Genomic DNA, 13,382 nt, shown 5'->3' with positions numbered 1-13,382 from the left:
GGCGGGACCGCTGGTCGCGGCCCCGCCCGGTCGCTCACCGCACGGCGGCTACCGCAGTCCGGACGCCCGGTTGATCGTCTGGGGGCCGCGTTGCCCGCGCGGTCCTCGACGCCCCGGCGAGCGCGGCCACCGTCGCGGGCTACCCCGACCGCGTCGACCCGCGGCGGCACGCCCGGGGCACGGCGCCCTCCGGCGGGACGGGAACGGCGACTTCGCCGAACCAGCGCCGGCCGGCCCGGAACACCTCCGGCACGACCATGCCCGCGGCGGCGGCCACGTCGTGCACCGCGACCGCGTCCAGTCGGGCCCAGCTGAACGTCCCGCTCCGGCGCAGCTCCCCGTCCGCGGAGAGGCTGGCCAGCCTGCTGTGCCCGCGCCAGAGACCGAGCCCGGGCGGCTCCAGCTCCACGATGACGGTCCCCTCCGGACGGATCAGCTGACGGCACCGGCCGAGCAGGGCGACCGGGTCACCGCCGATGCCGATGTTGCCGTCCATCAGCAGGACGTGGGCCCAGCGGCCCTCACCCGGCAGCCGGGCGAAGACATCCCGGTGGATGGCGACCGCCCCACGGCGGCGGGTGAGGCGTACGGCCTGGGCAGAGACGTCGACGCCGACGGCGGTGTGCCCCGCGCGGGTGAGCGCGAGGGTGAGCCGGCCCGGGCCGCACCCGACGTCGAGGGTGGGGCCGGCGCACCGGGCGACGACCGCCCCGCTCGCCGGCTCGGGCGGGCCGTGCCAGCGCCCCACCGGCAGCGGGCTGCGCCGCCCGTCGCTGTGCAGCAGCCAGTGCCGACCGGGTGCGCGGTCGAGCGCGGCGGCGAAGCCGTCCGCCCGGGTCGCGACGTCACCCACCACGGGTGCCGGCAGCTCCCCCGCGGCGCGGGCGCCGAGGGTCACGGCCGGCCGCCGCGCAGCAGGGCGTGGTGCAGCGGCGCCACCGCCCGGGCGAACCGGCTCTCCGGCACCTCGGCGGCGACGGCCAGCGCGTCGGACCATTCGTCGACGTCGCGCAGCACGGCCAGCGGGGCGGTGCGCAGTCCCCGGTCCGCGAGCGCCGCCACGGTGCGCCGCCCGGTCTGCGCGGTGGACATCGGCACCTCGCGCAGCGCGGCCGCGTGGCGGCCGTCCCGCAGCCCCAGGGCCCACCAGCCGCCGTCGACGGCGCGGCCGAGCACCGCGTCGGCCATGAGCAGCCGCCGGACCGCGACGCCCAGACGCGCCGGGGTCACCTGCGGGGTGTCCATGCCGATCTGCAGGACCGGGCGGCCCGGCCAGGCCGCCGCCACGTCGGCGTGGGCGTGGGCCAGCCGGTCGCCGAACCCGTCGCCGCGCTGCGGCAGGACGGTCCAGCCGGCGAGGGCCGCGGTCAGCGCTGCGCCCTCCTCCGCGTCGGCGAGCCGTCCCCGCAGGGCGAGCACGGGCGTCACCCCCGGCGTGGCGCGGACGGCGTCGAGGGTGTCCCGCAGCGCCGCGGCGGCGATCCGGGCCGCCCAAGCCGGGGTGGCCGGCGGGCACAGCCGGGTCTTCACGGCCCCCGCCACGGGCGCCTTGGCCATCACGAGCAGGACGGTCATCGGACGCTGCGCAGGACGCCGGCGAAGTCGCGGGTGGCGCGCAGGGTGCCGCGGACCGAGCCGGAGACCTTGGACCGGGTGCCGGCGGCCCGGGGGGCGTAGCGGACGTCCAGCTCGCGGATCCGCCAGCCGGCGGCGGCGGCCCGGATCAGCAGTTCGAGCGGGTAGCCGAAGGCCCGATCGGCGACGCCCAGCGCGAGCAGGGCGTCGCGGCGGGCCACCCGGATCGGGCTGAGGTCGCGCAGCGGTACGCCCCGGTGCCGCAGCAGCGCCGCGACGAGGGCGGTGCCGGCGCGGGCGTGCCACGGCCAGACCCCGGCCCGGACGGGGCGCCGCCGCCCCACGGTCAGGTCGGCGGCGCCCCCGGCCACCGGGGCGACCAGGGCGGGCAGCTCGGTCGGATCGAACGAACCGTCGGCGTCGAGGACCGCGACCAGCTCGGCGTCGGCGGCCTCGAGCCCGGTGTGGACGGCCGCGCCGTAGCCCCGGCGGGGCTCGTGCACCACCAGGGCGCCGTGCCGGGCGGCGACCTCGGGCGAGCCGTCCCGGGAGCCGTTGTCCACCACGATCGCCCGGTATCCGGGCGGGATCGCGGCGAGCACCCCGGGCAGCGCGGCGGCCTCGTCCAGGCAGGGCAGCACCACGTCGATCTGGGTCGGCATACCGCCGACGCTAGGGCCCGATCCCCCCGAACGGGGATGGATCGACCCTTACCCCCTCGCCCCTTCCCACGGAACGGTGACGTTGCGCCGTTCGGCCGCCGCCGGCGCGGCGCGGACCGTACCGTCCGGTCGACATGAGAGCGACCACGCTGCCCGCCGCCGCCGTCCGGGCGCCGGCGGGCCGGTCCCGCGCCGACCTGCTCGTGCTGGGGGTCGAGGCGGCGCTGGTCGCGCTCGCCGCGGTGGTCGGCGCGCTGCTCAACGCCCGCGGGGTCGGCCTGTACGCCGACGCCGCCCCGCTCTACGCGACCTGGCGGCCACACCTGGGCTGGGGCACCCCGGCTGCGGTGCTGGTCGCGGGCGCGGTGCTCGGCGTCGGTACGCGCTGGGCCCGCACCGCCGGCTGGGCCGCCCTGCTCGGCGCGGCCTACCTGGCGTCCGTGGCCTGGACGCTGGCGCTGGCCCTGGTCGACGGCTGGTCGGCCGGGTTCGCCGAGCGGCTCACCCCGCAGGCGGAGTACCTGCACGAGGTGCCCGAGGTCACCGACGTTCCGGCGATGCTGGCCGGCTTCACCGGTCGGATCCTGGACTTCGGGCCGGACTCGTGGTCCACCCACACCGCCGGCCACCCGCCGGGGGCGCTGCTGGTCTTCGTAGGGTTGGACCGGGTGGGGCTGGGCGGCGGGGTGGCCGCCGCGCTGGTGTGCGTCCTGGTCGGAGCGAGCGTCACGATCTCCGTACCGGTGGCGTTGCGGGCGCTCGGCGCGGCCGACGCCGCCCGCGCCGTCCTGCCGTTCCTGGTGCTGCTGCCGGGGGCGGTCTGGGTGGGCGCCTCCGCCGACGGGCTCTTCGCCGGCGTGGTCGCGGCGGGCCTGGCCCTGCTCGCGGTACGCGGGCGGGTGGCGCCCGCCGCCGGTGGGCTGCTGCTGGGCTTCGCGCTGTACCTGTCGTACGGCTTCGTCCTGGTCGGCCTGCTGGCGCTGGCCGTGCTGGCGCTGCGGCCCACCGGCCGGGTCGCCGCGCTGCTCGCCGGAACGGCCGGCGTCGCGGCGGTGGGGGTCGCCTTCACCGCGGCCGGCTTCCGCTGGTGGGACGGCTACCGGCTGGTGGTGGAGCGCTACTACCAGGGCTGGGCGGCGGACCGCCCGTACGGCTACTGGGTGTGGGCGAACCTGGCGGCGCTGCTGCTCTCCGCCGGCCCGGTGCTCGGCCCGGCGCTGCGCCGGGCCGTAGCGGCCCGCGCCGGGGCGATCCGGTCCGGGATCCGGCCGAACGAGGGCTGGCGCGACCGCGCCGGGCGGACGCTCGCCGCCGGGCCGACGGTGCTGCTGCCGGTGGCCGCGGCGGTGGCGGTGCTCGCCGCTGACCTGTCTGGGCTGAGCAAGGCCGAGGTGGAGCGGATCTGGCTGCCGTTCACCGTCTGGCTGCTGGTCGCCACCGCCCACCTGCCGGCGTCGACGCGGCGCTGGTGGCTCCTCGGGCAGGCCGGCACCGCCCTCGTCGTCAACCACCTGCTGTGGACGGTCTCCTGAGGCGGGCGACGGGAACGTCCGCCGCCGGTCAGACCGTCAGGGCCGCCGGTTCGCGCAGCGGGTCGGTGGCGAAGGCGGTGACCCCGTCGGTGAACCCGACCCGGGCGGTGTACCCGAGCAGGTCGGTCGCCCGGCCCGGGTCGGCGACGACGTGCCGCACGTCGGCGGAGCGGGCGCCGCCGACGACCAGCGGCGCCGGACCGGCCATGGCGGTGGCCAGGGTGGCGGCCAGCTCGCCCACGGTGCGCGGCTCGCCGGAGCAGACGTTGACCGGCGTCAGGGGCTGCGGCGGCGGCGTGGCCAGCGCCAGCAGGTTCGCCCGCGCCACGTCGCTGACGTGCACGAAGTCCCGCCGCTGCCGGCCGTCCTCAAGCACCTGCGGCCGCCGGCCGGCGGCCAGCGCGGACCGGAAGATGGAGGCCACCCCGGCGTACGGGGTGTCGCGGGGCATCCGGGGGCCGTAGACGTTGTGGTACCGCAGGGCCCAGACCCCGCCACCGGTCTGCCGCGCCCAGGCGGCGGCCAGGTGCTCCTGGGCCAGCTTGCTGGCGGCGTACGTGCTACGCGGCTCCATCGGGGCGTCCTCGGGTACCAGGGCGGGGGTGAGCGTCGACGCGCAGTGCGGGCAGGTCGGGTCGTAGCGGCCGGCCGCGAGGTCGGCCGCCCGGCGCGGGGCGGGGCGGACCGTGCCGTGCCGGGCGCACTCGTAGCGTCCCTCGCCGTAGACGACCATCGAGCTGGCCAGTACCAGCCGGGTCACGCCGGCCCGGTGCATCGCGGCGAGCAGCACGGCGGTGCCGTAGTCGTTGTGGCTGGCGTACGCCGGCGCGTCCGACGGGTCCAGTCCGTGCCCGACCATCGCGGCCTGGTGGCACACCGCGTCGACCCCGGCCAGCAGCCGGTCGAGCAGCTCGGGGTCGCGGACGTCGCCGACCACCGGGTCGTGCCGCCGCGACCACTCCGGCAGTTCCCCGCCGTGCGCCTGGGGCAGCAGCGCGTCCATCGCCACCACCTCGTGCCCCTCGACGACGAGCAGGTCGGCGACCTGCGATCCGATGAACCCGGCCGCGCCGGTGACCAGTACCCGCATGCCCGCCAGCGTAGGTCGGCACGCCGGCACGGCGGGCCGCGTTGCGACAGCCGTAGTGATTCCACAACATCTGTCGCCCACCGACGCCGGTAAGCCTTCCGTAATCGGGCAAGTCCCGCCGGGCCGCCGACACCGCCCGTAGCCTGCCAAACAAGAACCCGCGCCGGCCGCCGGACGCGCAGCTCCCGCCACCGCCGGTGGACCGGCACGTCGAGCAGTCAGGAGGAGGGCCGGTGAGCGCCGACCGTACGTCCCCCGGGGACCACCCGGGCCCCGGCTCGCGGACCGACCCGGAAGGCCGCGCGGCGTTCGGCTTCCCCCGGCGGGGATGGGCGTTGCTGGCGGAGCATCCGCCGCCCGGCGCACGCGGCGTCGACGGACGGTGGCGCAGCCCGCTGCGCGGACCGTGGCTCACCTCGGTGTACGGCCTCGTGCTGCTCGTCGGCCTGCCATTGGTCTTCCTCACCGGCCTGCTCGACTACCTGGCCTACAGCCCGCAGTTCGGTCAGGCCCTCCCGAGCGACGTCGGCTGGCTGCGGCTGCCACCGTTCGACTGGCCCACCCGCCCGTCCTGGCTGTTCCGGGTCACCCAGGGTCTGCACGTGACGCTCGGGATCACGCTGATCCCGGTCGTACTGGGCAAGCTCTGGTCGGTCATCCCGAAGCTCTTCGACTGGCCGCCGGCCCGATCGGTGGCACAGCTCCTGGAACGGCTCTCCCTGCTGCTGCTGGTCGGCGGGATCCTCTTCGAGATCGCCACCGGGCTGCTGAACATCCAGTACGCGTACCTGTTCGGATTCGACTTCTACACCGCGCACTACTTCGGCGCCTGGGTCTTCGTCGCCGCGCTCGTCACGCACGTGGCGCTCAAGCTGCGGCGGATGCTCACGGCGCTGCGGTCCCGGCCGGCGCGCGCCGAGCTGGCCGTCCCGCGCGACGCCACCCGGCCCGAGCCGCCGGACCCCGACGGGCTGGTCGCCGCCCGACCGGGTCCGGCCACCGTGAGCCGGCGCGGCGCGCTCGCCCTGGTCGGCGGCCTGTCGCTGCTGCTGGCCGGCCTGACCGTCGGGCAGACCCTCGACGGCCGGTGGCGCCGCACCGCGCTGCTGCTGCCCCGGGGCCGGCAGCCCGGCACGGGCCCGACCGGCTTCCCGGTGAACCGCACGGCGGCGGCCGCCGGGGTCGAGGCCGCCGACACCGGGGCCGGCTGGCGGCTGACGCTGCGGGCCGGCGGGCGGCAGGCCAGCCTGGACCGGGCCGCCCTGCTCGGCATGCCCCAGCACACCGCCCGGCTGCCGATCGCCTGCGTGGAGGGGTGGTCGACGCTGCAGACCTGGACCGGGGTACGGCTGCGCGACCTCGCCGCGCTGGTCGGGGCGGGTGCGCCTGGCTCCGCCCACGTCCGTTCGCTGGAGAAGGCGGGGCTGTTCGCCCAGGCGACCCTGCAGGCCAATCAGGTCCTCGACCCCGACTCGCTGCTCGCGCTGCGGGTCAACGGGGTGGACCTGACCCAGGACCACGGCTTTCCGGCGCGGGTGATCGTCCCGGCGCTGCCCGGGGTGCACTGCACCAAGTGGGTGGCGGGGATCGAGTTCCGGGGGCGTGCCGATGCGTGAGGTCGCGGCGCGCTTCCGGGCCGCGTACGGGGCGCCCGGAGGGCACCTGCTGCTGCTCGTCGGCTGCTTCGCCGTCGCCGGCTGGGTGGCCCTGCGGCTGGCCGGTGAGGCGACCGCCGGGCGGATGCTGCTCTGGTTCGTCGGCGCGGCGATCGCCCACGACCTCGTCCTGTTCCCGATCTACGCCTCGGCTGACCGGGCGCTCCGGGCGGCGGTTGGCGAGCGACGGGCCCGGCCGGCGTCCGGGCCGTCGCTGCTGAACCACCTCCGCGTGCCGGCGCTGGCCGCGGCGCTGCTGTTCCTGGTCCACCTGCCCGGGATCCTCCGCCAGGGCCGGGAGACCTACCTGGCCGCGACCGGGCAGGACCAGCAGCCGTTCCTCGCCCGCTGGTTGCTCGTCAGCGCCGCCCTCTTCCTGGCCAGCGGAGTCCTGTACGCGTACCGGCGGTGGCGGGCACGGAACGCGTAGGGCCCGGCGCCCAAACGCCTCGGCCTGGGCGGGTCGGATCACCTCGGCGATCAGCTCGGCCTGTCGCAGCTCGGCGTTACGCTCGGCGACCAACGCGCGTTCGACCAGCACCTCCTGCTGGGCGCGTGCCGCGGCCAGCGGGCCGGCCTGGGCCGCCGTCTGCTGCGCCTGGTCGATCTCTGCCTGGTACTGGGCCCGGGCGATGGCGGTCTGCCGGGCGTACTCGGCCTGGTGCCGGACGCTCTCCTGCTGCGCCATGGCGCTGGCCTGGTCCGCGGCGGCCTGCGCCACCTTGGCGTCCTGGTTGACCTTGGCCTGGTGGGGCGCGGCGAGCGCGCTGATGTAGCCGACGCCCTTGTCGTCGATGCTGCTGATCTGCAGCGAGTCGACGGCGAGGCCGATCCGGGCCATCTCGGTCTTGCTGGCGTCCACGATGGCGTCGGCGAGGGTCTGCTGCTCGCGGATGATCGATTCGACGGTCATGCTGCCGATGATGCTGCGAAGGTGACCGCCGAAGATCCGCCCGACCAGGGTCGGCATCTGGGTCTGGTCGCCCTGGAAGCGGCAGGCCGCCGCGGCGATGGACTCGTGGTCGTCGCCGACCTTGAACGCGATGACGGCCTGCACGGTCAGCGTGATGCCCTGCTTGGTGTAGCAGTCCTCGGTCACCTCGGCCTCCTGCATGGCCAGTGTCAGCCGAGTGGCCTTGGACAGGACCGGCACCACGAAGACGCCGTGTCCGGTGACGATCTTGAAGGGCAGCGCATCCGCTCCCCGCTGCTTTCGTCCGCTGATGAGCAGCGCCTCGTTGGGAGCGGGCAACCGTCGCGCAGCGGGTGCACCACCCGCGCGGTCCTGCCGACCAGTGACTGACCGTCCACCATGCTCCCCGGGACCGGGCGCCGACCGCGTCCGCGCCGCCTGCGGATCATCCGCCGCCGGCCTCGGCTCATTGTGCGCCGGGCTCGGGCCCCAGGGAAAGGAGCCCGGACGCGCCGGACCTTCGGGGTGGCGGGCCAGCCTCGAGGCGCGCGACGCAACAGTCGGGGCGAAGTTCGGCCGGGCGGCGGACGGACATCCTGCTCCGATGCGAAAGCATTCGGATGCGTTCATCAGGTTACGTTCGTGCCGGTCCCCGCCGTCGAATGGTCCGGTCGGCCACGACGTCGGCCAGCGCGATCACGATGAGCAGCCACGTGGTGATCACCCCGGCACCGACCAGCGGCAGTTGTCCGCCCACCAGGCCACCAATGATGAAGACGATCAGCCCGATCACCCGGGGCCAGGACAGCCGATGGTGGATCAACGCCGAGAGCAGGATCCGGCCGGTCAGGAACAGCACCGGCCCAGCGGCGATCACGGCCTGTCGGTCGGGATCGCTGGACGTCGGCTCGGCGATCATCAGCTCCGCGCCGACGGCAATGGTGACGGTCCCGGCGATCATGACCAGGTGCAGGTAGCCGGCCAGAAACGCCAGCCGGTTGCCGGGTGGCCCGGCCTCTTCGATGGCGCTGCCGAGCTGCACGCCGGCGGGGGCGAGGTACAGCCGGCAGATGCTGACCGCGGTCACGAAAGTCAGCGCGAACGCGAGCGTGCGCTCCTGGTCGAAGCCGGCCTCGCTGTAGGTGATGCCGGCCATCAGGATCAGCTCGCCCAACGCGATGATGAAGATCTGCTGGTAGCGCTCCGACAGGTGCTCGCCGACGACCTGCCGCTCCGACCACGTGCTGCGCCCGAGCCTCGGCGTCGGCCAGCCCAGGCTGGCCAGGGAGTAGTCCATCACGAGGGCCACCGCCCACAGCACCTCGCGGGCCGGCGCGACGAATGCGCCGGCCAGCCACAGGATGCCGGAGAGCGCGAACCAGATCGCGACCCGCACCGTCCGCAGTTGCAGCGGATGGCCCCGCAGTGCGGGGATCAACAGCGCGGCCCGGCCCAGGTGGATGGCCACGTAGGCACCGGCGAACACGAGGGCGTGCCCGCTGAAGGCGGTCGGTACGGCGGCGGCCATGAGCAGGCCGCCGAACATCGCCCAGAGCAGCAGCGTGGTGATGAGCGGCGTCCGCGGGTCGAACCAGTCCGAGGAGAAGGCGGTCACGAACCACACCCACCAGATGGCCGCCAACAGCAGCGACACCCGGAACGCGCCGTGCAGGCTGAGGTCGAGCTGGAGTTCCCGCGACAGCCGGGTCAACGCGAAGATGAAGGCCAGGTCGAAGAAGAGCTCCAGGAACGACGCCCGCCTCGGGTCCTCGCGCTGTCGCAACAGGCCCCAGGGAAGCCCCTTCGCCATCCCCGTCCTCCCGGAGGCATCAGATGAGCCGCCCCTGACGACAGTCGTACCATCACGGGAGCGCGTCCGGGGCACAATGCCGCAGCCGGCCCGGTCCGTGAAGGTGGCCGAGCCAACCGCCGGGCCTTGACCCGGCTCCGGCAGCTCGTTGGCCAAGATTCCAAGCCCTGCCTGGCACGGAATCTGGACATGGTGGAGGGGCACCTGCTTCCGGCCCCGCCGCGCTGCGGGTGGGACACGCGGCGTGGGGGTGGATTCCTGCTTTTCGGCGCGGTGCCGGCACGGGTGCCGATCTTACCCGCGCTCCACAGGCGTTTAGGCTCTCCCAGCGTCCCTGGGCGAGGATGTTGATCGCCGCGTTGACCTCCCGGGCCAGGTCCCCCGTGTACGTGCGGCGTGGCGGGTGCTCCCTCGGACCTCCTTGCGTTGGTGGGGCGCGGCGCCGGCGGTCGGGACGGACCGCCGACGCCGCGGCGCGGGTCAGGCCGGGACCGCCGGCCCGCGGGGCTCCTCGGGGGTACGCAGCCAGACGGCGGTGTCCGGCGGCAGCAGGTCGTCGTCGAGCGGACCGCTGGCCAGCAGCAGCCGCTGGTACGGCGGCAGCGGCACCGCCGCGTCGGAGAGGTTGACCAGGCAGCGGAAGTCGCCGCCTCGGCGGTACGCCAGCACGCCGGCGGGCGCCGGGAGCCAGGTCAGCTCGCCGTCACCCAGCGCCGGGTCGGCCCGGCGGACGGCGATGGCGGCCCGGTACAGCTCGAGCATCGAGTGCGGGTCGCCGGTCTGCGCGCGGACCGTGCGGTCCTTCCAGTCAGCTGGCTGCGGCAGCCAGGGCGCCGCCGCGGAACCGTCCGGGCTGAACCCGAACGGTGGTGCGTCGCCGGTCCACGGCAGCGGCACCCGGCAGCCGTCCCGGCCGGGGTCGACCCTGCCGGAGCGGGCGAACATCGGGTCCTGGCGCAGCTCGTAGGGAACGTCCTCGACCTCCCAGAGGCCCAGCTCCTCGCCCTGGTAGACGTAGGCCGCGCCGGGCAGCGAGAGGGAGAGCAGCGCGGCGGCCCGGGCCCGCCGGGTGCCCAGCTCCAGGTCGGTGGGGACCCCCTCGCGCTTGGCCGCGAAGCTGAACGTGGTGTCCGCCCGGCCGTACCGGGTGACGTGCCGGGTGACGTCGTGGTTGGAGAGCACCCAGGTGGCCGGGGCGCCGACCGGGGCGTGCGCGGCCAGCGTCGCGTCGATGCAGGCCCGCAGCGCGGCCGGCTCCCAGGCGCAGCCGAGGAAGTCGAAGTTGAACGCCGCGTGCAGCTCGTCGGGGCGGAGGTAGTTGGCGAACCGCTCATGGTCGGGCAGCCACACCTCGCCGATCAGCGCCCGCTCGCCGGGGTAGCTGTCGGCGATCCGCCGCCAGCTGCGGTAGATCTCGTGCACCGTCTCCACGTCGACGAACGGGTTCGGGCCGTCCGGGGTGGCTTCGGGCAGCGTCGGGTCCTTGGCCAGCATCGCCGCCGAGTCGATCCGGATGCCGTCCACGCCCCGGTCGAGCCAGAACCGCAGGATGTCCTCGAACTCGGCGCGCACCCGGGGGTGGTCCCAGTTGAAGTCGGGCTGCTGCGGGGCGAAGAGGTGCAGGTACCAGTCGCCCGGCGTGCCGTCCGGGTTGGTGGTCCTGGTCCAGGTGTCGCCAGCGAATGGCGAGACCCAGTCGGTGGGCTTCTGCGAGCCGTCCGGGCCGCGACCCGGGCGGAACCAGAACAGCTCGCGCTCGGGCGCCTCCGGGCCGCCGGCGAGTGCCGCCTGGAACCAGGGGTGCACGTCGGAGCAGTGGTTCGGCACCACGTCGACGATGGTCCGGATGCCGAACGCGTGTGCCTCGGCGATCAGCGCCTCCGCCTCGGCCAGGGTGCCGAAAACCGGGTCGATGTCGCGGTAGTCGGCCACGTCGTAGCCGGCGTCGGCCATCGGGGAGGGGTACCAGGGGCTGTACCAGATCGCATCGACGCCGAGCGCGGACAGGTGATTCAGCCGGGACCGGATGCCGGCGATGTCGCCGATGCCGTCGCCGTTGCCGTCGGCGAAGCTCCGTGGGTACACCTGGTAGATCACCGCTCCACGCCACCACGGACCATTGTCTGGTGTGGACACGAGCACCTGCTTTCTGCGTCAGTACGTCGGCGGGTTCGCCGGACCTGAAGGTGTATCGGGCGAACTGTCGTTGTTCGCCGCGCACCTGCGGGGCTAGCCTTTGAGGCTGCCTGTGGTCAGACCGGACATGATGTTCCGTTGGAAGATCAGAAAGACGATGACGGTCGGGATCGCGGCGATGACCGACGCGGCGACCACCACGTTCATGGGCGTACCACCCGAGAAGGCGTAGATGCCGACGCTGACCGTCCGGGTCTCGGGGGACGGCATGACCAGCTTCGGCCAGAGAAAGTCCTTCCAGACCGCCGTCACCGCGAAGATCGAGACGACGCCGAGGATGGGGCGCGACATCGGCAGGATGATCGACCACAGCGTGCGCAGCGGCGTCGCCCCGTCCATGAGGGCCGCCGCCATCAACTCCTCCGGGATCGAGTCGAAGAACCGTTTCAGCAGGAAGATGTTGAACGCGTTCGCGACCGCGGGCAGCCAGATCGCAAACGGCGAGTCGAGCAGGTTGATGTGCAGGATCGGCAGGTCGATCACGGTCACGTACTGCGGAACGATGAGGACCATCGCCGGGATCATCAGCGTTGCCAGCATCAGGCCGAGGATCACGTTGCCGAACACCGGTCGAAGCTTCGACAAGGCGTACGCCGCGGCGGTGTCGAGGACGAGCTGGAACACCAGCGCGCCAGCCGCGTAGTAGAACGTGTTGAACAGCAGCTTCGCGAGGTTCAGGTTGTTCCACGCGTCAGCGTAGTTCTGCGACTGCGGATCCTTCGGGAACAGCGATGGCGGGGTCTGCGCGATCTCCTGGCCGGACTTGAGCGCGCCGGTGACCATCCAGTAGAGCGGCCCGAGGAAGACGAGCGTGAAGCCCACGACGACGACGGCCAGCAGCGTCCAGTAGATGACCTTGCCGCGCCCCCGCCGAAGCTGAGCGTGGGAGATGAGGGTCCGGGTCCCGGAGTCCTGTGCCATGGGTCGTCCCGTCCTAATCCTGTCTCGAGCTGAGCCGCACGTAGACGGCGGAGAAGCCGGCCAGCACCACGAGCATGATCACGCCGAGCGCCGCGGCGCCGTTGAGGTCGTTCTGGAAGAACCCGTGCTGGTAGATGAGGTACGCCACCGATGTCGCGGAGTCCTCCGCGCCCGTACCGTTCGCGAGGATCAGCGGCTCGATGAAGAACTGCATCGTGGCGACGATCTGCAGCATCGCCAGGAGCGCGAGGATCAGCCGGGTCTGCGGGATTGTGACGTTGCGGATCCGCCGCCAGATCCCGGCGCCGTCGAGCTCGGCCGCTTCGTAGAGTTCGCCGGGGATGTTCTGCAGTGCCGCCAGGTAGATCAGTACCGCGCCGCCCATGTTCATCCAGGTCGACGCGATTACCATCGCCGGCATCGTCATCTCGGGGGACTGCATCCACTGCGATGTCGGCAGGTGCAGCGCCTTGAGGATCGAGTTGAAGAGTCCCGCGTCGCCGGGGTCGTACGCGTAGAACTTGAAGAGAAAGAGCGCCGAGGCTGGCGGCAGCATCACCGGCAGGTAGACCAGGATCCGCAGGTACCCCGTGGCGTGGCGAAACTCGTTGAGCAGGATCGCTACGAAGAACGGCACCGCGTACCCGAGAACCAGCGCCAGAATCGTAAAGTAGAACGTGTTCTTCCAGGCCGTCCAGAAGCTGGGGTCGGCGATGATGCGGTCGTAGTTGTCCCAGCCGACCCAGCTCGTGACGCCGCGCCGGGTGCGCTGGAAGCTCATGACGACGCCGCGGATCATCGGATACCAGGAGAAGAACGCGAAGCAGATCACCGCGCCGATCAGGAACGCGTGCCCGGTGAGATTGTCGCGTACCTTGCGGCCGAGGCTCGTACGCTGCGGCCCTGCCGGGTACGGCGACGCGGGGCGACCCGGTTCTCTCCTGGTCCCCGGGGCGGTGGTGATCGCCAAGGCAACTCCTGTGTGAGTCAGTGACGCCGACGGTGCGGCGCGGACGGTGTGAGGGCCG

Annotated in this window: 11 protein-coding genes and 1 pseudogene; 3 read left to right on the top strand and 9 right to left on the bottom strand. The window is 73.7% G+C overall.

Annotated elements, in window-relative coordinates:
• Positions 1-139 precede the first annotated feature (139 nt).
• The 3 genes from ACTWO6_RS16205 to ACTWO6_RS16195 are packed head-to-tail and all read right to left on the bottom strand — an operon-like array spanning position 140 to position 2,237.
• A complete protein-coding gene (locus tag ACTWO6_RS16205; protein ID WP_446220440.1) occupies positions 140-898 on the bottom strand; it encodes a class I SAM-dependent methyltransferase in 759 nt (252 codons plus the stop codon).
• Positions 895-1,575: a TIGR04282 family arsenosugar biosynthesis glycosyltransferase gene (locus tag ACTWO6_RS16200; RefSeq protein WP_446220439.1), complete on the bottom strand. Its 681-nt coding sequence runs from the start codon at positions 1,573-1,575 to the stop codon at positions 895-897. The genes ACTWO6_RS16205 and ACTWO6_RS16200 overlap by 4 nt, the downstream gene beginning before the upstream one ends.
• Entirely contained in the window at positions 1,572-2,237 is a 666-nt protein-coding gene (locus tag ACTWO6_RS16195) for a glycosyltransferase family 2 protein (protein ID WP_446220438.1), read from the bottom strand. Before ACTWO6_RS16195 ends, ACTWO6_RS16200 begins: the two co-directional genes overlap by 4 nt.
• A 134-nt stretch (positions 2,238-2,371) precedes the next feature.
• On the opposite strand from ACTWO6_RS16195, the gene ACTWO6_RS16190 reads away from it, so the two are divergent.
• On the top strand, positions 2,372-3,769 hold the full coding sequence (locus tag ACTWO6_RS16190) for a hypothetical protein (protein WP_446220437.1): 1,398 nt from the start codon (positions 2,372-2,374) through the stop codon (positions 3,767-3,769).
• A 28-nt stretch (positions 3,770-3,797) separates the two neighbouring features.
• On the opposite strand, the gene ACTWO6_RS16185 is transcribed toward ACTWO6_RS16190, so the two are convergent.
• Positions 3,798-4,859: an NAD-dependent epimerase/dehydratase family protein gene (locus ACTWO6_RS16185; RefSeq protein ID WP_446220436.1), complete on the bottom strand. Its 1,062-nt coding sequence runs from the start codon at positions 4,857-4,859 to the stop codon at positions 3,798-3,800.
• Between the two features lie 233 nt (positions 4,860-5,092).
• Between ACTWO6_RS16185 and ACTWO6_RS16180 the strand changes: the two genes are divergently transcribed.
• The gene (locus ACTWO6_RS16180; RefSeq protein ID WP_446220435.1) at positions 5,093-6,475 is read left to right on the top strand and encodes a molybdopterin-dependent oxidoreductase; all 1,383 of its coding nucleotides are present in this window, start codon (positions 5,093-5,095) and stop codon (positions 6,473-6,475) included.
• Positions 6,468-6,944, top strand: coding sequence for a hypothetical protein (locus ACTWO6_RS16175; RefSeq protein WP_446220434.1), 477 nt, complete (start codon positions 6,468-6,470; stop codon positions 6,942-6,944). Before ACTWO6_RS16180 ends, ACTWO6_RS16175 begins: the two co-directional genes overlap by 8 nt.
• 330 nt (positions 6,945-7,274) lie before the next feature.
• On the opposite strand, the pseudogene ACTWO6_RS16170 reads toward ACTWO6_RS16175, so the two are convergent.
• The 5 genes and pseudogenes from ACTWO6_RS16170 to ACTWO6_RS16150 form a co-directional block, all read right to left on the bottom strand.
• A pseudogene (locus tag ACTWO6_RS16170) lies at positions 7,275-8,057 on the bottom strand (SPFH domain-containing protein); the annotation flags it as partial.
• A gap of 4 nt (positions 8,058-8,061) precedes the next feature.
• Positions 8,062-9,237: a low temperature requirement protein A gene (locus ACTWO6_RS16165; RefSeq protein ID WP_446220433.1), complete on the bottom strand. Its 1,176-nt coding sequence runs from the start codon at positions 9,235-9,237 to the stop codon at positions 8,062-8,064.
• Positions 9,238-9,717: 480 nt separating this feature from the next.
• Complete coding sequence (locus ACTWO6_RS16160; RefSeq protein WP_446220432.1) at positions 9,718-11,373, bottom strand: glycoside hydrolase family 13 protein; 1,656 nt, start codon at positions 11,371-11,373, stop codon at positions 9,718-9,720.
• 93 nt (positions 11,374-11,466) lie between these two features.
• A complete protein-coding gene (locus tag ACTWO6_RS16155) occupies positions 11,467-12,354 on the bottom strand; it encodes a carbohydrate ABC transporter permease (RefSeq protein WP_446220431.1) in 888 nt (295 codons plus the stop codon).
• A gap of 13 nt (positions 12,355-12,367) precedes the next feature.
• Positions 12,368-13,324: a carbohydrate ABC transporter permease gene (locus ACTWO6_RS16150; protein ID WP_446220430.1), complete on the bottom strand. Its 957-nt coding sequence runs from the start codon at positions 13,322-13,324 to the stop codon at positions 12,368-12,370.
• Positions 13,325-13,382 lie beyond the last annotated feature (58 nt).

The sequence above is a fragment of the Micromonospora sp. IBHARD004 genome (assembly GCF_052814115.1).
This window is presented reverse-complemented; position numbering and strand designations above follow the sequence as displayed.

Excerpts from the sequence above, each read along its gene's own strand:
- ACTWO6_RS16155 (WP_446220431.1), bottom strand. The coding sequence starts at position 12,354 with ATGGCACAGGACTCCGGGACCCGGACCCTCATCTCCCACGCTCAGCTT.
- ACTWO6_RS16200 (WP_446220439.1), bottom strand. The coding sequence starts at position 1,575 with ATGACCGTCCTGCTCGTGATGGCCAAGGCGCCCGTGGCGGGGGCCGTG.
- ACTWO6_RS16185 (WP_446220436.1), bottom strand. The coding sequence starts at position 4,859 with ATGCGGGTACTGGTCACCGGCGCGGCCGGGTTCATCGGATCGCAGGTC.
- ACTWO6_RS16175 (WP_446220434.1), top strand. The coding sequence starts at position 6,468 with ATGCGTGAGGTCGCGGCGCGCTTCCGGGCCGCGTACGGGGCGCCCGGA.
- ACTWO6_RS16195 (WP_446220438.1), bottom strand. The coding sequence starts at position 2,237 with ATGCCGACCCAGATCGACGTGGTGCTGCCCTGCCTGGACGAGGCCGCC.
- ACTWO6_RS16165 (WP_446220433.1), bottom strand. The coding sequence starts at position 9,237 with ATGGCGAAGGGGCTTCCCTGGGGCCTGTTGCGACAGCGCGAGGACCCG.
- ACTWO6_RS16190 (WP_446220437.1), top strand. The coding sequence starts at position 2,372 with ATGAGAGCGACCACGCTGCCCGCCGCCGCCGTCCGGGCGCCGGCGGGC.